Raw genomic sequence first — 26281 nt, 5'->3', positions numbered from 1 at the left:
AGGAAGGGCCCCGGATCGCTCCGGGGCCCTTCCGTTTGTCCAGCTACAGCGTCAGCCTGTCCGGCCAGGGCGTGGTCGCTGCCCTGCGGCATCGCTCATGCGACCCACCACGGACGCAGCGGCACCTGTGGGCGCTGGTCCGGACCGAGCTTCACGCCGAGGACGTGGTGCAGTTGCACGATGTTGCGTTCGAATCCGAGCCGGGAGCCGGCCATGTACAGACCCCACAGCCGCGCGGTACCTTCGCCGACCTCCGCGACGCACGCGTCCCAGTTCTTTTCGAGGTTCTCGCACCATCCGGCAAGGGTGTACGCGTAGTGCTGGCGCAGGTTCTCCTCGTGCACCACTTCGAAGCCGACGTTCTGCGCTTCGGTGATGATGCGTCCGGAGCCGGTGAGTTCCCCGTCGGGGAACACGTACCGGTCGATGAATCCGCCGGCCTTCATACGGCCACGGTTGTGCGGACGGGTGATGCAGTGGTTGAGGAGCAGGCCCCCGACCCGCAGTTTGTCGTGCAGCAACTGGAAGTATGCCGGGTAGTTCCCGACGCCGATGTGCTCGGTGAGTCCGATCGACGAGATCGCGTCGAACCCGGTTTCGGTGACGTCGCGATAGTCGGAGTGCCGCACCTCGGCGAGATCGGCGAGCCCTTCCTTCTCGATGGCGTGCTGCGCCCATTCGGCCTGCTCGCGCGACAGGGTCACGCCGAGTGCCTTGACCCCGCGTCGCGCGGCGAACCGGACCATTCCTCCCCAGCCGCAACCGATGTCGAGAAGACGGTCACCGGGTTGCAGGCGCAGCTTTTCGAAGATGAGACGGTACTTGTTCTCCTGTGCGTCTTCGAGACTCTGGCCCTCCGAGTCGAAGAGAGCGCACGTGTAGGTCATCGACGGGCCGAGCACGTGCTCGTAGAACGCGTTGGAGACGTCGTAGTGGTGATGGATGACCTCGGCGTCGCGGTTCTTCGAATGCCGGAAACCTTCCGCGATCCGTCGCCAGCGGGGGAGATGTTCCTGCGGCGGCGGCGCGATCGGACGGAGCAGTTCGGTGCCGAGCGACCGGGCGATCTGGGCGAGAACCCGGGCGGGCGGCCTCTCGAAATGCAGGTCCCCGAGGGCGGCGAGCACGGCATAGGGGTTGCCCGGATGGGCGCCCTCGATCTCGAGCTCACCGGAAATGTATGCCCGCGCCATCCCGAGATCGCCCGGCGCGGTGGCGATGTACGTCGCGCCCTTCGGCGATGTCAGGTGCAGTGCGTAGGGGGAATCCTTCGGACCCGCGGCCGAATTGTCGTACGCAGTGAAACGCACCGGCATATCACCGCCGGTGACGGTTTCGACGATCTTCGCGAGCGGGAGTTTGTCATCGGCCGGGCGCACGCCGGTAGACGGTTCGGACTTGAACGTGGTCATTTTCTTTGCACCGCCTTCGAGAAAAGGTCCAGCAGACGGGACCGCGGATCGTACTTCTCTTTGAGAGCGGTGTAGTCCCCACCGCTGTAATACAACTTCTCGAACTCGTCGCGGCTGTAGTACGAGTCGGAGTACAGGGATTTGTGGCCGTCGAGTTCGGCGACCTTGTCTTCGATGAGCCGGTTGGCGGCACCTTCGATTCCGTCGGGATCGGCGGCGACGGACGACCAGAATCCGACGTTGACGTACGTGCGTTTCGGTTCGAGCGGATACAGCGGCCACGGACGTTGCGCGTCGAAGGGCGCGCCGCCGGAGCTGTCTCGATCCCGCAATCGCAACGGGCACAGCCAGATCGGCTCGATGGGTATTTCCTCGAGGAACCATCGGACGAATTCCTCGGTGCGTTCGACGGGTACCTCGATGTCCTGAACGACGCGCTCACGAGGAGGGTTGCCCTTGCGGGCTTCGATGCGATCGGCGACCGCGTACTTGTGGTCGAGTGCGATGAGCTTCCAGTAGAAACTGCTGCGCAGCAGTCGTTTCGGCCAGAACCGCCGGATTCTGGGGTCCTGCGCACCGAACGCCCTCGAACACCAGAACCAGTCGGTGTCCCACCGCCACAAATAATCGCGGATGGTGAGCCTGTCGGTCTTCGGGTGGTTGACCGATGCGTGCTGGATGGACCGGTAGTAGATCTCGCGTCCGGTGTAGTCCGAGACCGGGCCGGGTTCGTCCGTCTGCGCGCCGAGCGTCAGATAGCTCTCGCCGGCCGAGAAGACGACGCCGTCGACGTAGTCCACCGCGACACCGGCGTAGACCCGGTCGGAGGTGATCCGGTCGAGCGCGGCCTGCATCTCGCCCAGCGAATCGAACCGCAGATGACGTAGCGCCACGAACGGTTTCACCGGTTCGAGTTCGATCCTCAGGCGGGTCGCGTACCCGAGCGATCCGTACGAGTTGGGGAATCCGCGGAAGAGATCGGAGTTTTCCCCGTCGGGCCGGGCCGTGACGATCTCACCGCCGCCGGTCAGGATGTCCATCTCGAGCACCGACTCGTGTGGGAGACCGTTTCGGAAGGACGTCGACTCGATTCCGAGACCGGTGACTGCACCACCAAGCGTGATGGTCTTCAATTGCGGAACCACAAGGGGAGCCAGGCCGAACGGCAGTGTGGCGTCGACGAGATCTTCGTAGGTGCACATTCCTGCGACGTCTGCGGTGCGGGAATGCGGGTCGACGGAAATGACACCGCCGAGGCCCGACACGTCCAACCCGGGCGCATCCACTTTTGCGCGGGCGCGGAAGAGATTCGAGGTCTTCTTCGCCAGCCGAACCGGCGCCCGCGCAGGGATGTTGCGATACGAGCGCAACAATCGGTCGACACCTTCGCGGTGAACCGGCAGCCCGTACGGGCTCGTGACACGTGACGATCCCGGCATGAGCATCGACTCCCCTGCGGCGGCGCATGATGGCACACCCACAATAGACCCGTGGCGCGTGCTCGTCCCGGTACTCGAAGGCACGATGGACGAGGAACATCTCCACGAAGCATCACCCGACGAATTACGGAGGAATCGACATGGCCCAGGTCAGCGCGAGCAGTTCGATACAGCTGGAGGCGGCACCCGACAAGGTGCTCGAGGCACTCGCCGATTACGAGACGGTTCGCCCGCGCATTCTCTCGGATCATTACCGCGACTACCGGGTCATCTCGGGCGGGCGAGGCGACGGCACCGTGGTGCACTGGATCCTCGAGGCCACCGAGAAGCGTCAGCGCGACGTGCAGGCCACCGTTTCCGTGTCGGGCAGCACCGTCACCGAAACGGACGCGAACTCGTCGCTCGTGACCACTTGGAGCGTGGTGCCGCACGGCACGGGCTCGACGGTCGTCGTCCTCACGGGCTGGAACGGGGCGGGAGGCATCGGCGGATTCTTCGAGAAGGTCTTCGCGCCGATCGGACTGCGCAAGATCCAGCAGCAGGTGCTGCAGAACCTGAAGAACGAACTGGACTGAGCTCGCCGTCGTCTCACCCGTCGCGGTGGACGACTACCCTTGGCAGACAAACGTGCAGAAAGGACGTGTCCGTGCAACCCGGTGGAATGCCCGACATGCAGCAACTCCTCGCTCAGGCCCAGCAGATGCAGCAGCAGCTGATGGCCGCGCAGAGCGAAATGTCCCAGGAAGAGGTCACCGGTCAGGCCGGTGGGGGCCTGGTGACCGCAACGGTGAAGGGCACGGGCGAGGTCGTCGCCGTGCACATCGATCCGAAGGTCGTCGATCCCGAGGACATCGAAACCCTCCAGGACCTGGTGGTCGGCGCGATCGCCGACGCATCCGCGAAGGCTCAGGAAAGCGCCGCCGAGAAGCTCGGCCCGCTCGCCGGTGGTCTGGGCGGTGGCATTCCCGGCCTCCCGGGTTTCTAGAGGCTCACGTTGTACGAAGGACCGGTACAGGACCTCATCGACGAGCTGGGCAAGCTTCCCGGCGTCGGCCCGAAAAGCGCGCAACGCATCGCGTTCCACCTGTTGTCGGTGGAGCCTCCGGAGATAGACCGTCTTCAGGCGGCGCTGCAGAAGGTGCGCGACGGGGTGCAGTTCTGTGAGGTGTGCGGCACCGTATCGGATCGGGAACGCTGCAGGATCTGTGCCGACCTCCGCCGCGACCGCACGCAGATCTGTGTGGTCGAGGAACCTAAGGACGTGCAGGCGATCGAGCGCACCCGTGAGTTCCGTGGCCGCTACCACGTACTCGGCGGTGCGCTCGATCCGCTCAACGGCGTCGGGCCGGACCAGTTGCACATCCGGGAACTGCTCACCCGGATCGGCAACCAGGAGGACGGCGTCGACGTCTCCGAGGTGATCATCGCGACCGACCCGAACACCGAGGGGGAGGCCACGGCGACGTATCTGGTGCGGATGTTGCGCGACTTCCCCGGACTGACGGTGACGCGGCTTGCGTCCGGTCTGCCGATGGGCGGCGACCTCGAGTTCGCGGACGAACTCACCCTCGGGCGTGCGCTCTCGGGCCGGCGAGTGATGTGACCGGCGGCGCCGCGGATGAGATCTCGCCGGAGGAGCCCGAGAGGCGCCGCCGGAGTTCGGAGGAGACGCGGAAGCTGATCCTCGATGCCGCGGGCAAGGCATTCGCGACCAGGCCGTACCGCGACATCACGCTCAAGGACATCGCGGTGGATGCGGGAATCAGTGCGCCGCTCATCATCAAGTACTTCGGCTCGAAGGAGCAGTTGTACGAGGCGCTGGTCGATTTCCAGGCCGGCGCGCAGGTGTTGTTCGACGGTCCTTTGGAGACGCTCGGGGAGCGGATGGTGGCGATGTTCGCCCGGCCGCTCGAGCCGTACAAGCCGTTGTCCATGAGCATCCTGTTCATGAGCGGGGCGAGCGAGGAGAGCAACCGATTGCTGCGCGAGAACTATTCGACGCAGATGATCGATGCCCTTGCCGCCAGGCTTTCCGGAGCCGACGCGAGGTTGCGCGCCGAACTCGCGATGTCGGCGGTGATGGGCCTCGCGATCATGCGCCGGCGGATGATCCGGGAACACGCCACGGGCACGCTGGAGGAGGTCGTGGCTCTCTACGCGCCGCTGGTGCAGAACCTGCTCGACGGCACCCGGGAGTGACTCCCCTCACTCGTGTTGTGAGGTAAATGGGTGTTCACCTAATCTGGTGAACGCCCATTTACCCGCGCCGAGGAGGCTACTTGACGGTTTCGGTCCCTCTGCGTCTGTCCGTTCCGCGCCGGCTCCGTCCCTCGGTACGCACCCGGCGAGACGCTCCCGCTGCGCGCCGTCCGGATCTGCGCCGCTTCGTCTTCGCGGTGCTCGCGGTCGGAGCGGTCTTTCAGGCGATCATGCAGACCGTGATGGTGCCGCTGCTGCCCAGCATGCCGGGGTTCACCGGGGCCGGACCGACCGCAGTGTCGTGGCTGGTGACGGCGACGTTGCTGGTCGGAGCGGTGATGACTCCCATCTTCGGCCGTCTCGCCGACATGATCGGCAAGAAGCGGATGTTGCTGGTCGCTTTCGGGCTGATGACGGTCGGATCGTTGATCTGCGCCTCGACCTCGAACATCGGCCTTCTCATCTTCGCGCGCGGTCTCCAGGGAGCCGGGGCGGCGGTACTGCCCATCGGCATGGCCATCCTGCGCGAGGTCCTGCCCCGGGAACGCGTCGACCGTTCGGTCGCGATTCTCAGTTCGACTCTCGGCATCGGTACCGCGGTCGGAATCCCCTTCGCCGCCGCGATAGTCCAGTTCGCCGACTGGCACCTGCTGTTCTGGGTGACCGCGGCGATCGGGGCAGGTGTCGCCGTTGCGGCGTGGTTCGTCATCCCGGAATCCGACAGCCGATCTGGCGGACGTTTCGACGTGGTCGGGGCCGCCGGGTTGTCTGCGGCGCTGATCTGCCTGCTGGTGCCCATCACCCAGGGAAGCTCGTGGGGCTGGACGAGTCCGGCAGTGCTGTCGATGTCCGTGTCCGCAGTGATCCTGTTCGGGATCTGGGGCGTGCAGCAACTGCGCAACCGCAATCCGCTCGTCGACCTTCGCGTCGCCGCTCGCCGGTCGGTTCTCACGCCGCACCTGTCCGCACTTCTCGTCGGATTCGCGTTCTACGGAAACACCCTCATCACCACTCAACTGCTGCAGGCACCTCGGGGCGAGGGTGCGGGCTACGGACTGACCATCCTCCAGGCCGCCGCCTGCCAGCTCGCGGCGAGCGTCGCCATGATGATCTTCGCCATCGTGGCGTCGCGGATCACCGAGCGGTTCGGTCCCAAGGTGACGATCATGGTCGGTGCGCTGTTCCTGCTTGCCGGCTACGGCATCCACGCCGTGCCGGACAAGCCGCTGTGGCTGGTGGTGGGCGCGATCTTCGTCGCGGCGATCGGCACGTCGCTCGTGTACTGCACGCTGCCGGTCCTGATCCTCGGAGCAGTACCGTTGGAACAGAACGCGGCAGCGAACGGGGTCAACGTGCTGCTGCGCACGGTGGGCAGCACGGTGTGCAGCGCGGTCGTCGCCGCGGTCCTTGCAGCGCACGCGTTCGCGGGCGGCGTGAGCACCGCCGGATTCGTCATCGCTTATCTGGTCTGCGCGGGGTGTGCCGTCGTCGTGTTCGCTTCCGCGTTCGCCCTGCCGTCACGACATGCACGACGACCCCGCCCGGCGACGGTGTGAACTTCGACGGACGGGGCGTTCGCGCTACAGGGTTCGTACGAGCAGGGTTCGTGCAGGTCAGGGTTGTTCAGTTCTCCACACCGAGGTCGCGCGGACGGTAGCCGAGCGGGTAACCCGGGTAGGTCCGGTTCGACGGGTTGGTTGCCGACAGCGATGTCCGCCGCTTGGGAAGCCGACGGACGAGGGCGGACCGTGCGCGCAGCGCGCCCTCGACAGTCGCGCGCATCCGCGGGGAACCCTTGGGGAATCCGAACGCCGTGGCCATCCGATCGTCGATCAGCGAGTAGACGACCTTCGCGACCCCACCACGAAGCGGTTTCGGATACCACGACTGGAACAGCCGGAGCGTGTAGGTGCCGATCGCATGGTTGTCGTCGCTGTAGGCGAACTTGGTGCGTTCGTACTCTTCCTTGAAGCGGTAGTACTCCTGGAAGGTCTCCGGAATGTCCTTGATACCCATGCGGATACCGACTTGCCGGTAGAAGTGGAACGACGCGAGGCGTTCGTTCGGGTGCAGCCGCCGCCACCCGTACCTGTCGATCCAGTCGAGTGGGTCGTAGACGAACGTGGACAGCACGTACAGCATGTCGTCGTTGTCGATCGAGTACTTGCCGTGCATGCGGTTGATGTTGCGCAGCGACTCGCGTCCACGTTCGGCGTCGTATCCGTGCTCGACGAGTTCGGCCATCAGAAGCGCCGTGTCGTCGTACCGCTTCTGTGGCCGCTTCTCGAATTCACCTGTGCGGGCCAGAAGTTCGGACACTGTGGGCACACAGTACGTACGGAAGAGTGCGAACTCGAGGGCTCGCTGGTAATCCCAGGGGAATTCGTAGCCGGCGCTGATCCGGAGGATGTCCTGGTGCTGCGTCACCGGGTCGAGCTTCTCGATGACCTTGACCCAGCCCATCCGTCCCCGCTGTGGTCGAGGATCGGGATTCGGCGGCGGGAAGGCGGTCGCCTTCTCGATCCGTGCTTCGGGGCTCGCCGTGACGGCCGCTTTGCGGCTCCGGGTGCGCGGGGGTGTGGTCGTCATCGGATCACCTTCCGTGCATGTACTTGAGCATGAGTTCGGAGATCCGGAGATCACGTGCCGGCCGCTCCAGGCTCATCAACTTGAGCGGCGAGCTGAACCGCTCCACCGTGACGGACTTGGGCCGGCTGAACTCGCGGAGGCCGTCGGCACCGTGGATGCGCCCGAAGCCGGACTCGCCGACACCACCGAACGGCAGCGACGCGATCGCGGCGAAGCCGAGGACGGAGTTGACCGAGACCATGCCGTTGCGCAGGCGCTCGGCGAGTTCGCGTCCCTTGGACTTGTTGCCGATGAAGATCGACGCGCCGAGACCGTATTCGGTGCCGTTGGCGCGGTCGACGGCCTCGTCGAGGTCGCGGACCTTGTTGACCACGACGGTGGGCCCGAAGGTCTCTTCGCACACGGCCGTGGAGGTTTCGGGAACGTCGGTGAGGATGACGGGTTCGATGACCAGGCCCTGGATCGAATCGAGGCCGCCGAGTACGGCTTTGCCGCCCTTCGCGAGGGCGTCCTCGATGTGGCCGCGCACGACGTCCACCTGGCGGGGCAGAGTCATCGGGCCGTATGTCGAATCGGAGTCGCCACCGGGCTTTGCGCGCGAGACCGTCTCGGTCAACTTGTCGAGGAACTCCCGGTACACGGGCTCTTCGACGTAGATCCGCTCGACACCCGCGCAGGTCTGTCCGGCGTTGCCGAACGCGCCGAATGCCGCGAATTCCACTGCCTTGTCGATGTCGGCGTCGGCCGCGACGATCATCGCGTCCTTGCCACCGCACTCGGCGACGAGCGGAGTCAGGGTCTCGGCGCACGCGGCCATGACCTTGCGCGCGGTGGGGCCGGACCCGGTGAACGCGACCTTGTCGACGCCCGAACGGACCAGCGCCGAACCGGTTTCACCGAGCCCGGTGATCACCTGGAAGACCGGTTGGGTGGGGGCGATCGAATTCCACTTGTCCTCGAGCCACTTTCCGACTCCCGGAGTCAGTTCGCTCGGCTTGAAGACGACTGCGTTGCCGGCCGCCAGCGAGTAGGCGATGGAGCCCATCGGTGTGTAGACAGGGTAGTTCCACGGACCGATGGCACCGACGACACCGAGCGGCTTGTACTCGAGCGTGGCAGCCTGATTGAAGCTTGCGATACCCGACGGGACCTTGCGCGGACGGAGCACCTTCTTCGCGTTTTTCGCTGCCCAGTCGAGGTGTTCGACCGCGAGCATCACTTCGAGGAATGCGTCGCCGTACGGCTTGCCGGTCTCCTTCGAGACGACGGAGGCGAGGGACGTGGCGTCGGAGGCGATCGCCTTCTTGAATTCGAGCAGCCACTCACGGCGACCTCGGAATCCCTGTGCCTCCCACCAGCGTGCGGCGATGCGTGCCCGGTCGACGGCGTCGGCGACCTCGGCAGCGTCGGCGATCGGATACTCGGCGATCACCTCGCCGTTGCGCGGGTCGAGGCTGGCGAAGGTGTCGGAGTTTTCCGGAGTCGGAACCGTCTTCGCGGTAGCCGCGTCCGACGTCTCCGAGGTGCTGAGATTCTGAGTCATGGTCGCTGCTTCCTGTGGACCACATCAAATATATTTGATGTGATAGCTGTAGTGGACATCACATTAGGCGCTGTCGCGGTGATTGGACAACCCCTGTGTGCAGTTGTCCGGACTACTCCAGGAGACGATATGTCGGCACCTACACCCAGCCCCGACAAGGCCAGCGAACGGAGCGGGATTCTGCCCCGTGCAGGGTTGTCGATGCGACGACGACCGCAACTGTCCGACGAGGTCGCGGGCCACCTGCGCAGCTCGATCATGTCGGGTGCGCTCCGGCCGGGCGACTTCATCCGGCTCGACGAGACGGCGGCGGAACTCGGAGTCAGTGTCACTCCTGTCCGCGAAGCGCTGCTCACCTTGCGGGGTGAAGGGATGGTCGAGTCTGCGCCGAATCGCGGGTACCGGGTCTCGCCGTTGAACCGGTCCGACATCGACGACATCTTCTGGTTGCAGGGCCAGATCGCCGTGGAACTGGCCTTGCGCGCGGTGGACCGGGTGACTGCCGAGGATCTCGTCCGGCTCGCCGAGTTCAACGAGCGGTTGCGTCAGCTCGTCGTCCTTCCCAGCGGGGTCGCGCCGGATGTCGAGCGCATCGCCGACGCGGAGTTCGATTTCCATCGCGAGGTGAACCGTATCGCCGACAGTCCCAAGCTTGCCTGGTTCCTCAACAACGCCGCACGTTCCATTCCGTATCGCCTGTATGCGCGCGACGCCGGGTGGGGCACGAAGGCGGTCGCGGCGCACACCAAGCTCATCGAGGCGATGCGGGTTCGCGACCACAACGAGGCGATCACGCAAACCCTGGTTCAGTTCGACGATGCCGCAGCGAGATTGGTCGAGCACCGACGGCGGGTGGTGTCGGAAGGTGCGGTCTCGCAGGACAGGCCCTTGCCTATCTGAATACGAGTGTGCACAATTCGGGTGATCGCGCTGCGCCCGTAGACCCGTACAGGAGACCTCTGGTGACCCGCACCGAAGAGCGCTTGCCTCGCGTCGCCGCAGAACCCCGTCACGTCCGGCCCGGTTCCGTCGACCTCGCCGATTTCGTCGGTGAATCCATGCTGCTTCTCGGCGCGGGGGCCACCGTTCTCCTGCAACTCGCTCTGCGCGGCGTCGGCCACGGGGTCGCCGACCACAGCACCACGCTGGAACGGCCGCTCGACCGGTTGCGGACCACGATGACGTACGTCTACGCGGTCACCCTCGGGACGCCCGAGGAGAAGCGGCAGATGGTGCGCATGGTCAACAAAGCCCATGTCCCGGTGCATTCGGAGACGTACAACGCGTTCGACCCCGAACTCCAACTCTGGGTTGCGGCGACGCTCTACCGCAACGGTGCGGAGATGTACTCCCGCGTCTTCGGCGAACTGAGCGAGCCCGACCTCGAGCACTTGTATCGCCAATCTTCGGTCTACGGAACAGCTCTCCAGGTCAAGGAAGACATGTGGCCGACCACCCGAGCCGAGTTCGAGGCGTACTGGGACGAGATGGTCGACTCGGTCGAAGTGGACGCCAAGATCCGGGCCTTCACCCGCAACCTCCTTTCCGGTGGGAACGCCCCCTTCGCTGTCCGTGCGGTGATGCCCTTGCAGCGGTTCATGACGATCGGGCTTCTCCCGCCGCGATTGCGCGAGGAGTTCGGGCTTCCGTGGACCCGGCGCGACCAGCGGCGATTCGACCTCTTCTGGAAGGTCTTCCCGCCGGTCTATCGCCGCGTTCCGAGGCCGATCCGGCAGTTGTCGGCGACGTACTACCTGCACGACATGCGGCGCCGGATGGCCGCGCAAGGACACCTCATCTGACGTAGAAGCAAACGACGTGGCCGAACCGGGTTCGGGCCACGTCGTTTCTCCAGTCGCGGGGTGCGGTCAGAGCGCCACGTCCCGTTCGAGGCCGAACCAGTAGTGTTCGCCGCCGTCGAACACGAGCTTGCCCTTCCCGTTCATCACCCCGATCAGCGTGTCGTCGTCGACCTTCTTGAAGTGGTCGAAGACAGGCATGCCGTCGTACACCATCGTGGCAGTGACCTCGCCGCGGAACACGATCTCCCACAGGCTTGCTTCTCCACGGCCGGTCGCTTTGTCGGAGAACAACTCTCCGTCTTCACCCCGGCAAACCAGGGGCTGCACCTCGCTCTCGGAGACGAACGATTTGCCGTACCATCCCGACGCGGCGAGGAGTCCGTGGGTGCGATGCCCGGTGTCGAAACTGAAGCCCTTCCACCGATATCCGACCAGATCGCCGACCTTGGCCGGTGTGAGATGCGGCCACAACGCGTCGAGTTCACGCGGATCGATCAGCTCGGTGCGGGCGCGCAGGTCCGCGACTTGCCGAACCACGTCCATGTCTTCTCCTTAGTTGTCGAAGGTCAGAACTGCCTTGACGACCTCGCCCGAGCGCACGGCACCGAGAGCGTCGTCGAGTTTCGTGAAGTCGAAAGTACGTACCAGCTTCTCGACCGGGAAACGACCGTCGCGCCACAGATCCGCGAGTTCGGGAAGGAAGCGATGCGGGTCGACGTCGCCCTCGATCACCCCGGTCAGTGTGCGCCCGTTGAGCAGATGTGTCTGGTCGACCGTGATCGGATTGCGGCCCGCCCGCAAACCCAGTGTCGCGCACACTCCGGGGCTGCCCAACGACGACAATGCCTGCCGAACAACCGCTTCGGACCCGACCGATTCGACCGCACAGTCGGCTCCGCCGCCGGTGAGCCGACGGAGATGACGGCCGAGGTCGTCGTACCCGGCGGGCGAGATCACCTCGGTGGCCCCCAGTTCGCGCGCGAGGTCGTGGCGGCGCTCGTTGGGGTCGATCCCGATGACGGTGGCGCATCCGGCGATGCGAGCGGCCATGATCGCGGCCATCCCGACGGCGCCGAGGCCGAACACGACGATCGACGAATCGGATTCGGGACGAAGAACCCGGAGGACGGTTCCCGCTCCGGTGGCGAGCCCGCATCCCAGGGGCCCGGCGAGGGTGATCGATACGTCGGGCGGTAGCCGCACAGCGTTGCGTTCGGTGGCCACCACCAGCGACGAGAACGACGACTGTCCGAACCAATTCCCGTGCAGCCAAGCGCCTTCGGAGTCCTGGAGGACGGTGGTGCCGTCGGTCCGGGTGCCACCGTAATTGAGAGGCGCGAACCGGGTGCAGTAAGAAGGCCGGCCCCGCGTGCAGTTGCGACACTGCCGGCACGAATCGAAGCCCAGCACAACCGCGTCTCCGACCGCGAGATGCGAGACCGCGGAACCGATCTCGGTGACGATCCCTGCGCCTTCGTGTCCGAGGACCACCGGCACCGGCACGGGGACACCACCGGCGGCCGCCGTCAGGTCGGTGTGACAGATTCCCACACCGTGGATCCGGACGAGAATCTCGTCGGGGCGCAGGTCGGGGACCGTGACGGTCTCGAGTTGCAGCGGCCCACCGTACTCCCGGAGCACCGCTGCGGTCGCAGTGCGGCTCATCCGCGAGGCTCTGCGCTGCGGCCTCCGCCGAGCAGTATCGCGAGCATCAACTGCTGGACGCGACGCCGATTGGACGCGGTGGATCGAAAACGCATCACGGTACCGGTGTCGAGCACGACGTTGAGGGCCGCGTGCACGAGGAAACGGCACTCCACGGGGGAGAGGTCGCTGCGCAGTTCGCCGATGAGCCGCGCCCAGTCCTCGATGTTGAGACGCTGGATGTTCCGCAGGTCGCTGCGATGATGTGCAGGTAGGTTGCCTATTTCGGCGAAGTAGACCGACATCAGTGCACTGTGTTCGAACGAGAGCCGGACGTAGAACTCGCTCAGCGTCTCTAGGGCCTCGGCGGGGGTCGACGACTCGGTGAGGGCCGAGCCCACGGCCACCGCCACGCGATCCGCGGCGCGGCGGAAGGCGGCCGCCAGCAGTTCGGCTTTGCTCGGGAAGTGCCGATAGACGCCGGATGCGTTGATGCCGGCTGTCGCACCGATCTCCTCGATACTCACCTCGTGGTACCCGCGGGCATCGAAGAGCAGCACCGCCTCGTGGAGCAGCACCTCGCGCTTGTTCGCGACGGTGAGTCCCTGGGGTGTGGATGCCGCGCCGGGCTCCGGGACGTCGGGTGCGAGCGGGACGGCGACGATCGCCCGGCATGCGTCGAGCAGCAACTGCTGCAACCGACGGGTGGACAACGGGGCGCGGTGGGTGGTGATCGAGCCGACGACGCTGAGCATCGCGGTGCTCAGCAACACGCAATCGGTGTGGGTGAGATCGGGGCGCAACCGCGACACCGTGTGGGCGAGCCGCCCGTTGATCGCCACCATTCGCGAGCGGATCTCACCGCGGTCGTCGCTGGTGAGGTAGCGGCGCTCCCAGCGATACAGGCCCCCGGTCCGCCGATTGTCGATCGTGGTGCGGATGAGCGCGGTGACCTGCCGGTCGAGTACGTCGGCGGGATCGGACTCGTCGCCGGCGTCGAGTTCGCCGACCGCGCCTTCGAGTGCCTCGGCGAGTGTGGCGACGGCATGGCGAAACAGCGCGTACTTGTTCGGGAAGTGCCGGTACAGCGCCGGACCGGAGATGCCCACAGCGGATGCGATCTCGTCGATGCTCACTCCGTGATAGCCGCGTTCGCTGAACGCCTCGGCGGCGACGGTGGCGATCTGCGCCTTGCGGTTCTTGGGTCGACGGCGTGGTGCAGGTGTAGCGGTGCCCGCCTGCGCGCGCGTGCGTGCCTCGATCTGCGCGTGTTCGGGCACCGGGCCTCCTCGTGGTTGTACAGCGCGGCCCACGACCGCGGCCGAACATGGTGGTCGACCTCAAAGGTAACAGCCACACCCCCGGCAACGGAACGCGCGGGTTTGTCGGCATCGACGGAAAAGCGCAGTACAGAACGTATTGACAAACCCCGAGTAAGACCCCAAAGTTAACACCAATTCTCCATGCGCTTCATCGAATTGTCGTAGAGAATCGTGCCGCGCACAGGCATATCCAGGATCCGAGGGGGACCCGTGAGAACTCGATTCACCGAAATGTTCGGCGTGGAACATCCGATCGTCCAAGGCGGGATGATGTGGGTGGGCCGCGCCGAACTCGTTGCGGCCGTCGCGAACGCCGGCGCGCTCGGGTTCATCACGGCCCTGACGCAACCCACCCCGGAAGATCTCGTGCGCGAGATCGAGCGGACGCGGGAGCTGACGGACAAGCCGTTCGGTGTCAATCTCACCATTCTTCCTTCGATCGATCCACCGCCGTACGCCGAATACCGGCAGGCGATCGTCGACTCGGGGATCGAGATCGTGGAGACGGCCGGTTTCAACCCTGCGGATCACCTTCCCTTCTTCAAGGACGCGGGCATCAAGGTGATCCACAAGTGCACCAGCGTCCGTCACGCCGCCAAGGCGGAACGGATCGGCGTGGATGCGGTGAGCATCGACGGCTTCGAATGCGCCGGGCACCCAGGTGAAGACGATGTACCGGGCCTGATCCTGATCCCGGCGGCGACGCGTCAACTCACGATCCCGGTCATCGCTTCGGGTGGCATCGCCGACGCGCGGGGCCTCGTGGCCGCCCTCGCGCTCGGCGCCGAGGGAGTCAACATGGGCACCCGTTTCATGTGCACAGTGGAGTCGCCGGTTGCTCAGGAGGTCAAGGAACAGATCGTCCGGAGCACCGAACTCGATACCAAGCTCATCTTCCGCACGCTGCGCAACACCGCTCGCGTGGCGTCGAACGAAGTGAGCCGCGAAGTCGTGGAGATCGAGTCGCGCGGAGCGGAGTTCGGGGACATCCAGCATCTCGTCTCGGGCGCGCGCGGCCGGAAGGTGTTCGAGGACGGAGATCTCGACGCCGGAATCTGGACCGCGGGTCAGAGCCAGGGTCTGATCGACGACATTCCGACAGTGTCGGATCTCGTCACGCGCATGGTCGGCGAGGCCGAGGACATCATCACCTCCAGGCTCCAAGGGCTCGTGGGCGCTCGGTCGGAGGTCGGTGCATGACCGCCGCGACCACCGTCGAAGGACTCCGATCCGAACTCGCAGACGGAATCCTCCGCCTCACGTTCGCCCGTCCCAAGCGCCTGAATGCGATCGACCTGCCGACGATGAATGCGCTGAGCGAGGCCGTCACGGCCGCCGGAACCGACGAGCGGGTGCGCACGATCGTCATCACCGGTGAGGGCAAGGCGTTCTGTACCGGAGCGGATCTGGCTGCCGGAGCGGCGAATCCGCAGCATCCCACCGTGGTGATGGATGCTGCGGCCGGCTTGATCCGGGCCGTCACCGAGGTTCCCGTTCCTGTCATCGCGGCGGTGAACGGCCCAGCGGCCGGTGTCGGCGTGTCGATCGCGCTCGCCGCCGACCTCACATACGCCGCGGAGAGCGCATACTTCCTGCTCTCCTTCGTGAACATCGGACTGATGCCGGACGGTGGCGCAAGCCTGCTCGTGCCGGCAGCCGTCGGGCGCGCCCGCGCGGCCGAAATGGCACTTCTCGGTGAACGTATCGGAGGAGCGGACGCCGAACGATTCGGTCTGGTGGCACGTACGCTGCCGGACGACCAGCTCGCGGCGCACGTCGACGGGGTGGCGGCACACACGGCGCGCGGTCCCCGACGCGCTCAGGCTCTGACGAAACAGGCACTCAACGCCGCGACCCTTCCGGTGCTCGACGAAGCGCTCGCGCGGGAGAAGGAAGGTCAGGTCGAACTGCTCGCCTCCGCCGACTTCGCCGAGGGTGCGATGGCCATGCTCGAGAAGCGCCCCGCTCGCTTCGCGTAGCCGACGCGGATCCTGACGACTCGTGCACTTCCAGGGAGGGAGTCGTGGGCGTCGGTTTGTCGCACTCTGCGCTCATCTCTGTTGAACCTCCAGTTCACAACGGTCTTTCGGCTTCGCTCGTGACGTCGTAGCGGTGTGGATATTCCGTCTGCGGCGCATTCATCGGTTGAGAATCTTCGTTAACAAAGCCCTGGTCTAAAGATCCTGCGGCCTGTAACGTGCCTCACACATCGAAAGACTCGGCTGCGCCGGGTCCGCCTTCCTGCCCCGTCACGAGAGGACCATCGATGGTGCCCCCCGAAGCCACTCCCGGATCCACGAGCCCCCGATCGACCGTCGCCGAGTCGGCGCGCTTCCGAAACAACAACTGGAACAACCAGGTTTCCCGGCACGCCCTGATGATTCCCGACCGCACTGCCCTGCGGTTCCTCGGCGAATCGATCACCTGGTCCCAGTTGGACGAGCGTGTCGAGAAGCTCGCAAATGCGCTGTCGCGACGAGGCATCGGGTTCGGTGACCGGGTCATCGTGTTGATGCTCAACCGCCCCGAATACCTCGAGACGGTCCTGGCCGCCAATGCGCTGGGCGCCATTGCCGTTCCCGTGAACTTCCGCCTCACCGTGCCCGAGGTGGCATTCCTCGTCGCCGATTCCGGCGCGAAGGCAATCGTCGCCGAAGGCCCTCTCGTTCCGCTTGCCGCCGCTGCCCGTGATCAGTCCGAAGGCATCGAACTGTTCGTCACGCTCGACGCCGAACCGTCCGGGGATTCGGTGGCTTACGCAGATCTCGTGTCCGAAGAGGGCGCGGCCCGCACTCCGGTGGAGATCCCCAACGACACGCCTGCGCTCATCATGTACACGTCCGGCACCACCGGCCGGCCCAAGGGTGCGGTGCTCACGCATTCGAACATGGAAGCCCAGTCGCTCACGTGCATCCGGGCCTTCCGGTTGTTCGACGAATCCGGCATCGGCTTCTGCGCCTCACCGATGTTCCACATCGCGGCACTGGGTTCGATCGCGCCGAGCCTGATGCTCGGCACCGCGACGGTGATCCACCCCGTGGGTGCGTTCGATCCCGAGGTGCTTCTCGACGTCCTCGAATCGGAGCAGGTCACCAGCCTCTTCCTCGTCCCCGTACAGTGGCAGGCGGTGTGTGCGGCTCAGCAGGCGAACCCGCGAAAGCTGAAGCTACGCAACATTTCATGGGGTGCCGCGCCGAGCTCGGACACCATCCTGCGAGCGATGGCCGAAGCGTTCCCGGATGCGTTCAACGTCGCCGTGTTCGGCCAGACCGAGATGTCCCCGATCACGTGCGTTCTCGACGGCCAGGACGCGATCCGCAAACTCGGATCCGTCGGCCGGGTCATCCCCACCATCCAGGCACGTGTCGTCGATGACGCGATGAACGACGTCGAGCCCGGTCAGGTCGGTGAGATCGTGTACCGCGGCCCGACCATGATGCGTGAATACTGGAACAACCCCACCTCGACGGCGGATGCCTTCTACGGCGGATGGTTCCATTCCGGCGACCTCGTGCGCGTCGACGACGAAGGATTCGTCTACGTCGTCGATCGTAAGAAGGACATGATCATTTCGGGTGGCGAGAACATCTACTGCGCCGAGGTCGAGAACGTCCTCTTCGGACATCCGAAGATCCTCGAGGCCGCCGTTATCGGCCGCCCGGACAACAAGTGGGGCGAAGTTCCGGTAGCGGTGGTCGCGCTCGCGGCCGGCACCGACGATCTCACCATCGAGGAACTCCAGCCCTATCTCGACGAGCACCTCGCCCGCTACAAGCATCCGAAGGAAGTGGTGATCGTCGAGGCGTTACCTCGCAACGCCAGCGGCAAGGTCGTCAAGGGTGAACTGCGCGGCGGGGTGTCCGCGGTGGCTCAGGGCTGATCCACTGCCCCGGCCGGACGAGAAGAATCGGGACCGGGCCGTGGACCAGTGAACGAGAGGGGGGACATGACTTTCGAGTTGCCCAAGCCGAAGGGGCCGGCTCACGATCTTGCGATCCAGGTCGGTGCACTCGTCGGTTTCTCCCTCGAGACTCTCGTCGCCACGGTCCGCGTCCTGATTCGCCGTCGTCTCTCGGTGTCCGAGACCGTCACCCAGTCGCTGTTCATCGCAAAGGTGTGCAGCGGACCGGCACTTCTGCTGATGCTCCCGGTCGGCGTGCTTATCGCGGTATCGGTCGGGTCGCTGGCCGGCCAGCTCGGCGCGGGAGCCTATTCCGGCGCGATCGTCTCGTTCGTCGTGGTGGGGCAGGCGGCCGCGCTGGTCTGCGCGCTCATGCTCGCCGGCGTCGGTGGGTCTGCGATCTGCGCGGATCTCGGATCCCGCACGATCCGGGAAGAGATCGAGGCCATGGAGGTCATGGGCCTCAACGTGATCGAACGGCTGGTGGTGCCCCGGCTGCTCGCGTCGGTGCTCGTCTCCCTCATGCTCTGCTCGCTCGTGACACTCGTGGGAGTCACGGCGTGCTACCTCTACGAGATCTATCTCAACGACGGGTCCGGGGGAGCGTTCCTCCGTACTCTCGGTGAGTACGGCCGGTTGTCCGACTTCGCGACAGCCATGTTCAAGTCCGCGTGCTTCGGCATCACGTCCGCGTTGATCGCGTCCTTCAAAGGTCTTCATGCCAAGGGCGGTCCGAGTGGCGTCGCCGACGCTGTCAACGAAGGTGTGGTGCTCGCCTTCGTCATGGTGTTCGTCGTCAATACCGTTCTGTCCCAGATGTACACCGTGCTCGTTCCCGCGGTGGGCACCTACTGATGATCTCGTACACCACGTTCACCCGTGCGCGCTCGGCGGCGCATCGTCCGGTCGCCGCGGCGGTCGACGGCTTCGCGTCGATGGGGCAGCAGGTAGTGTTCGCCGGCAAGGCGGTCGCAGGAATCCCCACTGCACTGCGCCGGTACTCCCGGCACGTGCTCTTCCACATCGGCGATGTCAGCTTCGGATACGCGTCGCTGCTCGCCGGCGGCGGCACCATCGGCATCGTGTTCGCGATGTCCGCGGTGGCCGCGATGATGGTGGGCGTCGAAACCCAGCGCGGACTCGAACTGATCGGCATGACATCCCTGTCGGGCATGCTTTCTGCGATCGCCAACACGCGGGAACTGGCCCCGGTCGTGGCCTCCATCGCGCTCGCCGCCAAGGTCGGAACGGGGTTCACGGCGCAACTCGGCGCCATGCGCATCTCCGACGAGATCGATGCGCTCGACGCGATGGCCGTGAGATCGATTCCGTTTCTCGCCAGCACGCGTCTGGTCGCCGCAGCGGTCTGCGTGATCCCGATCTACATGGTGGGATTGCTCGGATCGTTCGTCGCCACCCGTCTGGTGGTCGTCAACTTCCAGGGCAACTCCGCCGGAACGTACGATTACTACTTCCACCTCGCACTTTCGCCGTCCGACCTGTGGTACTCGCTGATCAAGGCGGTCGTTTTCGCGATGATCGTCGCGATCGTCCACTGCGCCTACGGTTTCTATGCCTCCGGCGGACCTGAAGGGGTGGGTCGTGCTGCCGGACGTGCGTTGCGCACGAGCATCCTGGCCATCGGAGTCACCGACGTCGTGCTCACCTTCGCGCTGTGGGGACTCGTTCCCACCATTCCGGGAGTGGGGATCTCGTGACGTCCCCGCGCCTCGTCCCGCGACCCCTTCCGGCGCCGATCTCCCCGCGCCGGCCGAACAAGATGGCCGGCCTCAGCCGGCCGGTCCTCGCACTGATCGGTCTGGTCTCGACGGTGATCCTCGTCGCGAGCGGGGCGTTGCTCGTCGCGTCCGGTGCCGGTTCGCTGTCGCGCGACCCGCGGGTCACCGCCACCCTCCCCGCCGAAGCCGGACTGATCTTCGGTTCCGCAGGTGTCCAGTACCAGGGTGTGCACGTGGGAAGCCTCGTCGGGCTCGACGCCGGAGTCACCAGTTCCCGCCTGACCATGCAGATCGACGAATCGCAGATCTCCGAGATCCCGGCGTCGGTGCGGGTCCGGGTCGTGCCCCGCACGCTCTTCGGCGACGTCTTCCTCGAACTGGTGCCACCGGAGGACCCCGAGCGGGGCCCACGGCTCGCCGAGGGAGCCGAGCTGAGCGTCGACACGTCATCGGAGTCCGTGCAGTTGGCCAACCTCTACTACCGCACTGCCGCACTGATGGAACAGCTTCGCCCGGAGCAGCTTTCGGTTGCCCTCGACGCGATGAGCCAGGCGCTGCAGGGCAGGGGCGCAGGACTCGGGGAGACGATCGACCGCATGTCCACGCTCGCGACCGAACTCGGCCCGCTCGTCGACGCGAGTATTGCCGCGGCACCTCAGGTCGCGACCGTGAACGAAGCACTCTCGGCGGCCACCGACGATGTCGTCACGATCATGGCCAACGCCTCCGAACTGTCGCAGATCGTGCTCGAGCGCGAGGACGGTATCCGGCGCTTGCTGTCCGGAGGTGCGTCCCTCGCGCAGGAGGGTGCGGCATTCTTCTCCACGAACACGGACAACATGATCGCGGTGGTGCGGAACGGAGCGCCGGTGGTGAGCACGTTCGCGGGAAACACCACCGGACTCGACGAGACCCTCCGCTACCTGTCCATCTTCGGTGGTGCCGGTGCTCGGGTGTTCTCTTCCGGCCGGTTCGACATCACCGCGGTTCCTGACTTCTCCGACCCGATGCCGTATACGGCGGAGGACTGCCCGAGATACCCGGGGATGGACGGCGCGAACTGCGGTGATCCGGTCCCGGCCTCGGCGGCGAACCGGTCGTCGATCAGGTCCGCGTCGGCAGAGCGTGCGCCGTTGGGTTATCTCGAGCAGATCGCGGCGGGCATCGCACCCGACGCGGCGGCCACCGACGTCGATCCGTCTGCAGCGGTGTCGCTGTTGCTGGCACCGTTGGTTCGCGGAGCGGCGGTGAGCATCCCGTGAGCGCCACGACCGGACCGGCGCTGCGCCTGGGCGCGTTCTGCATCGTCGGGATCGTTGCCGCAGTCGTCGTCGGTAACACCCTCGACCAGCCTGTAGTGGGCTCCACCCGTGGGTACTCCGCCGAATTCACCGATGTCGAGGGACTCACTCCCGGAAGCGATGTCACCCTCGCCGGAGTGCGCGTGGGCAAGGTGGCAGAGGTCGATTTCGCGCCGCAGGAGGACGGAAGCTCCCGCGCGCTGGTTCGATTCTACGTCGAATCCGATCAGCAGCTCACCTCGGATGTGACCGCGAAGGTCAACTACGGAGACATGATCGGAGTCCGGTACGTGGCCTTGCACCTGCCGGCCGACACGACGGGCAGGTTCCTCGAGGAAGGTGCGACGATTCCCCTCGAACGCACCGCGCCACCCGTCGATCTCACTGCCCTGGTGAACGGCTTCAAACCACTGTTCGAAGCGATCGATCCCGCACAGATCAATACACTCGCGGTCTCGGTCGTGGAGGCCTTCCAGGGGCAGGGCGGAACCCTCGAGTCGTTGCTTCTGCACATCGCGTCGGTCAGTGCGGACGTGGTCGAACAGGAGCAGGTGTTCAACGAGGTGATCGGCAACCTCGAACAACTCGTCACCGTCGTGGACCGGCGCAACGACGAGGTGGCGTCCCTGATCTCGGGTATGGCGGCGGTAAGTCAGGCACTCGCGGGCGATTCCACCCGACTCGCGGCGCTGGTCGACCGCGGAAGCTCCGCGGTGCGCGCGACTGCCGCACTCATGTCCGGCGCCGTCACACCGCTCGATACCGCGGTGACGGACCTGCGTGTGATGACCGACGCGTGGATCCCGCAAACCGAGAACTTCGACCGGGCGATGGCTGAGCTTCCCGGACTTGCGGACAGCATCAACCGGATCGGCGACTACGGCGGCTGGCTCAACCTCTACATGTGCAATTTCACCGTCCTGTCCGGAGACTTCGAAACGAATCTTCTCGGCACCCGCTACTCGGAGGTGTGCCGATGAAGGCGGCCCGTGAGACACGCGACGTGATTGCGGCGATCTTCTCGGGGCGCCACGACCGGAATGCGAACCCCATCCTGCTCGGCGTGATCGGTATCGCGGTGGTGGCCGTCGTGATGATCGGCGCGCTGGCATTGCCGCAACTGACCTACCTCTTCAGAACACACTCCTACACGGCAGAATTCGCGAATGCCGCAGGGCTCGCCCCAAACGATCCGGTGTATGTCGCCGGTGTCCCCGCCGGTCGGGTCGAGGGAATGGAGATGGCGGGCGACCGCATCCTCGTCGATTTCCGTATCGACCGGGCGCAGGCTCTGGGCGACCGCAGCACCGCCGAGATCAAGCTCAAGACGATCCTCGGCAAACGGTATCTCTCGGTGGCACCGGCAGGTGCGGGCGAGCTCGCCGACGATCGGATCCCGTTGTCCCGCACTGCGGTGCCCTACAGCCTCGACGAATTGACCACCGACGCCCAGAACGTCAGCGAAGGGCTCGACATCGAAGCGCTCGAATCGATGATGCAAACCCTGACCGACACCATGCCGTCCGACTCGCAGTACATCTCCGACGCGCTGGCGGGTGTCGAGGCGACGTCGCAGATGCTGATACGCAACGACTCTCGCATCACGTCGTTGCTCCGTTCGGCGAAGTCTCTGACCTCGGTGGTCGCCGCACAGAGCGAGGACGTTTCCGTCCTGGTCCGGAATGCGACAGCGGTCGTGGGCATCCTCGCTGCGCGTAAGGAGGCGCTGGTCCGTCTCATCGAAGATCTGCGCGAACTCACCGAGACCACCGCGGAGTTCCTCGCCGACAATTCGGGTGAACTCGACGCTCTCCTCGTGAACCTCGAATCGGTCACCGCGACACTTGCCGCCAACGCCGCGAACATCGACGAGATTCTCACGAAACTGCCGGCGGGTCTGCGCGCCGCGACCGATGCCTCCGGCAACGGTAACTGGGTCGACGTGCACGCCCCCGCCGGTCCGGTGCCCGACAACGCGTTGTGCTCCATAGGAGTCATGGAGGGGTGCAATTGAACGGGACGGCAAGGACGTGGCTGATACGCGGCATCGCGGTCGTGGTCGTCCTGGCTCTGTGCGCGGCCGGTGCCTGGTACGTCGTGGGGCCCGACCGCACCCGAACCGTGGTCGCGCAGTTCGCGTCGGTGAACGGGATTTATCCCGGCAGCAAGGTGGCTGTGCTCGGACTACCTCTCGGCACCGTCGAGGACGTGCGGCCGGCGGGACGCGTCGTCGAGGTCACGATGACGGTTCCGAGCGATGTGACGCTTCCCGCCGACGTATCGGCCTTCGTCATGAATCCCGCGGTGATCAGCGACCGGTTCATCGAACTCGGACCGGCGTATCGGGACGGCCCGACACTGCAGGACGGTGACGTCATTCCGGTCGAGCGCAGCCATGCGCCGATCAACTGGGACGAACTGCTGGAAAGCGTCGACATGCTCGCGGGGGCGCTAGGACCCGAAGGCGGTGAACTCGGCCGCACCCTCGATGTCGCGGCCGACGCGACCGCCGGGATGGGTGACGACATGAACCGAGCGATCACCGCATTGAGTCAGGCGACGTCGGTCGTCGGTGCCAAGTCCGAGGACATCGGCGGAGTCGTGGACGACCTCGCGGTCGCGATCGGCGCCGTCAACTCTCGGGAAGGCGACCTCGCCGCACTCGTCGACGGAATGGGTGAGCTGGGCGAAGAGTTGCAGCGTCAGAATCTCGATGTCGGCACGCCGATCGATCAGCTCACCGTCGTTCTCGACAGACTCGACACTCTGCTCGCCGACCGCGGCGGCGACATCGAGCAGATCATGGCGAACGCGAGAACACTCACCGAGACGTTCGCCGCGCACGAAGTCGGGTTCGCCGAGATCTTCGACGTCCTGCCGCTGGCGATGCAGAACATCGACAACGCCATCGGCCCCGACGGCCGGGCGAGGATCCGGCTCAACATCTCCACACAGATCGGGCAGTTCCCGCGTGCACAGGAACTCTGCGCGCAGGAACCGCTGCCCCTGTGTACCGGTGCGGGATTCACCAACCCCATCACCGTGCCGTTCGACCTGTCCGACCCCTACGAAGACCTCGTTCCCGAAGCCCTGGACCGGGCACTGAACGAGGCAGGGACACGATGACGCGGGCCGCTCGCGCGGTCGGGGTGCTGGCGTCGGTCGCGGTGCTCTCCACCGGGTGTGGCCTGAGCCTGCACGAACTACCGCTCGGCCGGACCGGATCGGGCGACACCTACACGGTCACTGCTGTGTTCGAGAGCGCCGACCGGCTCGATCCGGGAGCGGAAGTCCGGGCCGGGCAGGCAGTTGTGGGCCGTGTCCACACCCTGCGGACCGACGGTGTGCGGGCATATCTCGATCTCAGTATGTCGACGTCGGTGGATCTCCCGGCGAACGTGGGCGCTTCCGTGCGGCTGCCGTCCGCGCTGGGCAGTCCGTTCGTGCAGATCGACATGCCCGAGGAGGCTTCGCCGGAGGTGCTTTCGGACGGGGACACGATCGAGCGGACGGAGGTGGGACCGGACATCGAGACCACCTTCGCCATGCTCGGGCAGGTGGTCAACGGCAGCGGACTCGATCAACTGCGCACCATCACCGCCGAGCTCAATTCCGCCTTCGGGGGCCGGGGCGAAAAGATCCGCGACATGCTCACGCGTCTGGAGGCGACGACGGCGTTGGCCGACGAGAACAGCGCCCACTTCGAGCGCACGCTCGTCGCGGTGGAGTCGGTGTCGGGACGGCTTGCGCAGCAACAGGAACTGCTCGACCGCAGCATCGGTGACAGCTCGCGCATGGTGACGCTGCTCGCCGAGCAGCAGCAGGACCTGACCACCCTCGTGTCCGGTACGGCCGCAGTGTCCGAGTCGGTGGACGTGGTGATGCGCGATTCCGGCACGATCGGAGGCGCGGTGGACGATCTGGCCGACATAACCTCCGGCATCAAGGATTTCAACAACACGGTGGAGGCGGCGCTCGTCAACATGAACCAGTTCATGGACGGTTTCCGCCGTGCGACGCCGGGCGACTACCTGATCTTCGACGGCGCGTTCGACATCCCGGCTGCCATCGATCTGCTGGTGACCGGCGGTGTACCGCTCGACGGGGGACCGGCGGTGCCGATGCCTCAGGCCGACATCGCATCCGGATTGCCGGACCTGCTCCGAGGTGGCGTCCGGTGACCCGCCCGGTGAAAGTACAGGTGACTTTGTTCGTGATCGTCGGCCTCCTGGCGACGATCTTCGGGGTCCGGTACGTGCTGGGGCCACAAAGTCTCGGCGGCGCCATTGACCTCCACGCACACCTCACCGACGCCCGCGGGATCGGTCCCGGCACGTCCGTGACGTATCGGGGAGTCGCGGTGGGAGAAATCGATTCCATCGAGGTCGCGCCGGGCGGACGCGGGTCCGACGCGGTGCTCTCCCTCGACCCGGGAACCCGGATTCCGGTGGGAAGTACAGCGAGGGTGGTCACCGCCACGGCGATCGGCATCCTCACGCTCGACATCGAACCCGACACGGCCGACGGCCCGTACCTCGAGGCCGGCGACGAGATCGACGTTCCTGTCGAGGACCAGAGCCTCCGGCTCGATCAGATGCTGCTCCGGGTGACGTCGCTCGTCGAGAGTCTGGATGCGGACTCGCTCGTCACGCTCGGGGACACTTGGGGGACTGCCCTGGAAGGGACGGGACCCGATCTGCAGGCGTTGCTCGAGAACGCCGGCACGTTGTCGCGGATGGTCGAGGAACGGGCGCCTGCTCTAGCGACGCTCCTCGACGAGGGCCTCGATCTCGTCGATGCTCTGGCCCGCAACTCCGAATCGTTCCCCGGCACGGTCGCGGAGGTGCGAGATGTGTCCGATCAGCTGGTGGGCAGCAAGGATTCGCTCGTGTATCTGCTCGACCGTTCACCGGAGGCACTGGCCCGCACCGAGGGACTGTTCGCGGCCACCGAGGACAACTTCGGAGTTCTGCTCACCAATCTGGTGACGGTCGGAGAGGTGCTCGCGCCCCGGACCCCGGCGCTGGCGGCGGGCCTCGTCTCGATGCCGGCCGCGATGAAGGATCTCGACCGCGTGGTCGTGGGCGACCGCGGCAACTTCTCGTTGGTGGCCACGCAGGGACCGGTCTGTTACTACGACACCCCCCGCCGCACGATCCCGGACTACGGTCCCCGGCAGCCGAACCTCTCGCTCTACTGCCCTCCCGGCGACGGCCTGGCCCAACGTGGCGCCCGGGTGGCGCCGAGGCCGAACGACCTCGGCCTGCAGAACCAGACCACACCGGGTGGGGTGACCGGACCCGACCTCGCCGACGACCCGCTGCTCATTCCGACCGGGGTGGAAGCGCTGAACTACTGGCAGAAACTGCTGGAAGGATTGGGCAACTGAG

At 65.8% G+C, this 26281-nt stretch carries 25 protein-coding genes; 18 read left to right on the top strand and 7 right to left on the bottom strand.

The features are described from left to right. Positions 1–95: 95 nt before the first annotated feature. A complete protein-coding gene (locus RDCOP1_RS20440; protein WP_072704950.1) occupies positions 96–1412 on the bottom strand; it encodes a class I SAM-dependent methyltransferase in 1317 nt (438 codons plus the stop codon). Beyond that, positions 1409–2857, bottom strand: coding sequence for an FAD-binding oxidoreductase (locus RDCOP1_RS20435; RefSeq protein WP_174555846.1), 1449 nt, complete (start codon positions 2855–2857; stop codon positions 1409–1411). Before RDCOP1_RS20435 ends, RDCOP1_RS20440 begins: the two co-directional genes overlap by 4 nt. Before the next feature lie 134 nt (positions 2858–2991). Here RDCOP1_RS20435 and RDCOP1_RS20430 point away from each other — a divergent pair, with 134 nt between their 5' ends. The 5 genes from RDCOP1_RS20430 to RDCOP1_RS20410 all read left to right on the top strand — a co-directional run bounded on the left by RDCOP1_RS20430 (position 2992) and on the right by RDCOP1_RS20410 (position 6606). Beyond that, the gene (locus RDCOP1_RS20430; protein ID WP_072704944.1) at positions 2992–3426 is read left to right on the top strand and encodes an SRPBCC family protein; all 435 of its coding nucleotides are present in this window, start codon (positions 2992–2994) and stop codon (positions 3424–3426) included. 86 nt (positions 3427–3512) lie between these two features. Next, complete coding sequence (locus RDCOP1_RS20425) at positions 3513–3836, top strand: YbaB/EbfC family nucleoid-associated protein (RefSeq protein ID WP_072705196.1); 324 nt, start codon at positions 3513–3515, stop codon at positions 3834–3836. A gap of 9 nt (positions 3837–3845) precedes the next feature. Then, positions 3846–4454 carry a recombination mediator RecR gene (gene recR, locus RDCOP1_RS20420; protein WP_072704941.1) on the top strand — a complete coding sequence of 203 codons (609 nt, stop codon included), beginning with the start codon at positions 3846–3848 and terminating at the stop codon, positions 4452–4454. Between the two features lie 20 nt (positions 4455–4474). Then, positions 4475–5050 carry a TetR/AcrR family transcriptional regulator gene (locus RDCOP1_RS20415; RefSeq protein ID WP_072705193.1) on the top strand — a complete coding sequence of 192 codons (576 nt, stop codon included), beginning with the start codon at positions 4475–4477 and terminating at the stop codon, positions 5048–5050. Between the two features lie 98 nt (positions 5051–5148). After that, entirely contained in the window at positions 5149–6606 is a 1458-nt protein-coding gene (locus RDCOP1_RS20410) for an MFS transporter (protein ID WP_072705190.1), read from the top strand. 67 nt (positions 6607–6673) lie between these two features. On the opposite strand, the gene RDCOP1_RS20405 is transcribed toward RDCOP1_RS20410, so the two are convergent. After that, positions 6674–7639: an oxygenase MpaB family protein gene (locus RDCOP1_RS20405; RefSeq protein WP_072704938.1), complete on the bottom strand. Its 966-nt coding sequence runs from the start codon at positions 7637–7639 to the stop codon at positions 6674–6676. Positions 7640–7643: 4 nt separating this feature from the next. Further along, positions 7644–9182 carry an aldehyde dehydrogenase family protein gene (locus tag RDCOP1_RS20400; protein ID WP_072704935.1) on the bottom strand — a complete coding sequence of 513 codons (1539 nt, stop codon included), beginning with the start codon at positions 9180–9182 and terminating at the stop codon, positions 7644–7646. A gap of 201 nt (positions 9183–9383) precedes the next feature. Here RDCOP1_RS20400 and RDCOP1_RS20395 point away from each other — a divergent pair, with 201 nt between their 5' ends. Further along, positions 9384–10082 (top strand): GntR family transcriptional regulator, encoded by a 699-nt coding sequence (locus tag RDCOP1_RS20395; protein WP_072704932.1) that lies wholly within the window; start codon positions 9384–9386, stop codon positions 10080–10082. A 62-nt stretch (positions 10083–10144) separates the two neighbouring features. Further along, positions 10145–10984, top strand: coding sequence for an oxygenase MpaB family protein (locus tag RDCOP1_RS20390; protein WP_231922849.1), 840 nt, complete (start codon positions 10145–10147; stop codon positions 10982–10984). Between the two features lie 66 nt (positions 10985–11050). On the opposite strand, the gene RDCOP1_RS20385 is transcribed toward RDCOP1_RS20390, so the two are convergent. The 3 genes from RDCOP1_RS20385 to RDCOP1_RS20375 are packed head-to-tail and all read right to left on the bottom strand — an operon-like array spanning position 11051 to position 13908. Next, positions 11051–11527, bottom strand: coding sequence for a DUF4334 domain-containing protein (locus tag RDCOP1_RS20385; RefSeq protein ID WP_072704929.1), 477 nt, complete (start codon positions 11525–11527; stop codon positions 11051–11053). Between the two features lie 9 nt (positions 11528–11536). Further along, the gene (locus tag RDCOP1_RS20380; protein ID WP_072704926.1) at positions 11537–12649 is read right to left on the bottom strand and encodes an NAD(P)-dependent alcohol dehydrogenase; all 1113 of its coding nucleotides are present in this window, start codon (positions 12647–12649) and stop codon (positions 11537–11539) included. Then, positions 12646–13908 carry a TetR/AcrR family transcriptional regulator gene (locus RDCOP1_RS20375; protein ID WP_072704923.1) on the bottom strand — a complete coding sequence of 421 codons (1263 nt, stop codon included), beginning with the start codon at positions 13906–13908 and terminating at the stop codon, positions 12646–12648. Before RDCOP1_RS20375 ends, RDCOP1_RS20380 begins: the two co-directional genes overlap by 4 nt. A 252-nt stretch (positions 13909–14160) precedes the next feature. On the opposite strand from RDCOP1_RS20375, the gene RDCOP1_RS20370 reads away from it, so the two are divergent. The 11 genes from RDCOP1_RS20370 to RDCOP1_RS20320 all read left to right on the top strand — a co-directional run bounded on the left by RDCOP1_RS20370 (position 14161) and on the right by RDCOP1_RS20320 (position 26280). Continuing rightward, the gene (locus RDCOP1_RS20370; protein ID WP_084722735.1) at positions 14161–15150 is read left to right on the top strand and encodes an NAD(P)H-dependent flavin oxidoreductase; all 990 of its coding nucleotides are present in this window, start codon (positions 14161–14163) and stop codon (positions 15148–15150) included. Then, the gene (locus RDCOP1_RS20365) at positions 15147–15929 is read left to right on the top strand and encodes an enoyl-CoA hydratase (RefSeq protein WP_072704918.1); all 783 of its coding nucleotides are present in this window, start codon (positions 15147–15149) and stop codon (positions 15927–15929) included. The genes RDCOP1_RS20370 and RDCOP1_RS20365 overlap by 4 nt, the downstream gene beginning before the upstream one ends. Before the next feature lie 287 nt (positions 15930–16216). After that, a complete protein-coding gene (fadD5, locus tag RDCOP1_RS20360) occupies positions 16217–17830 on the top strand; it encodes a fatty-acid--CoA ligase FadD5 (RefSeq protein ID WP_072704915.1) in 1614 nt (537 codons plus the stop codon). A 66-nt stretch (positions 17831–17896) separates the two neighbouring features. After that, the gene (locus tag RDCOP1_RS20355; protein ID WP_072704913.1) at positions 17897–18706 is read left to right on the top strand and encodes an MlaE family ABC transporter permease; all 810 of its coding nucleotides are present in this window, start codon (positions 17897–17899) and stop codon (positions 18704–18706) included. Next, entirely contained in the window at positions 18706–19569 is an 864-nt protein-coding gene (locus RDCOP1_RS20350; RefSeq protein ID WP_072704910.1) for an MlaE family ABC transporter permease, read from the top strand. Before RDCOP1_RS20355 ends, RDCOP1_RS20350 begins: the two co-directional genes overlap by 1 nt. Next, the gene (locus RDCOP1_RS20345; RefSeq protein ID WP_231922848.1) at positions 19566–20852 is read left to right on the top strand and encodes an MCE family protein; all 1287 of its coding nucleotides are present in this window, start codon (positions 19566–19568) and stop codon (positions 20850–20852) included. The genes RDCOP1_RS20350 and RDCOP1_RS20345 overlap by 4 nt, the downstream gene beginning before the upstream one ends. Continuing rightward, a complete protein-coding gene (locus RDCOP1_RS20340) occupies positions 20849–21871 on the top strand; it encodes an MCE family protein (protein WP_072704907.1) in 1023 nt (340 codons plus the stop codon). The genes RDCOP1_RS20345 and RDCOP1_RS20340 overlap by 4 nt, the downstream gene beginning before the upstream one ends. Further along, positions 21868–22905 carry an MCE family protein gene (locus tag RDCOP1_RS20335; RefSeq protein WP_072705179.1) on the top strand — a complete coding sequence of 346 codons (1038 nt, stop codon included), beginning with the start codon at positions 21868–21870 and terminating at the stop codon, positions 22903–22905. Before RDCOP1_RS20340 ends, RDCOP1_RS20335 begins: the two co-directional genes overlap by 4 nt. Then, a complete protein-coding gene (locus RDCOP1_RS20330) occupies positions 22896–24017 on the top strand; it encodes an MCE family protein (RefSeq protein ID WP_231922847.1) in 1122 nt (373 codons plus the stop codon). Before RDCOP1_RS20335 ends, RDCOP1_RS20330 begins: the two co-directional genes overlap by 10 nt. Then, a complete protein-coding gene (locus RDCOP1_RS20325) occupies positions 24014–25072 on the top strand; it encodes an MCE family protein (RefSeq protein WP_084722734.1) in 1059 nt (352 codons plus the stop codon). The genes RDCOP1_RS20330 and RDCOP1_RS20325 overlap by 4 nt, the downstream gene beginning before the upstream one ends. Next, a complete protein-coding gene (locus tag RDCOP1_RS20320; RefSeq protein WP_072704904.1) occupies positions 25069–26280 on the top strand; it encodes an MlaD family protein in 1212 nt (403 codons plus the stop codon). Before RDCOP1_RS20325 ends, RDCOP1_RS20320 begins: the two co-directional genes overlap by 4 nt. The last annotated feature ends 1 nt before the right edge of the window (position 26281 follow it).

Source organism: Rhodococcus coprophilus NBRC 100603, from assembly GCF_001895045.1.
In the GTDB taxonomy this organism is placed as follows: Bacteria; Actinomycetota; Actinomycetes; order Mycobacteriales; family Mycobacteriaceae; genus Rhodococcus; species Rhodococcus coprophilus.
The sequence above is the reverse complement of the archived record's forward strand: the minus strand, read 5'-3'. Positions and strand labels throughout refer to the sequence as shown.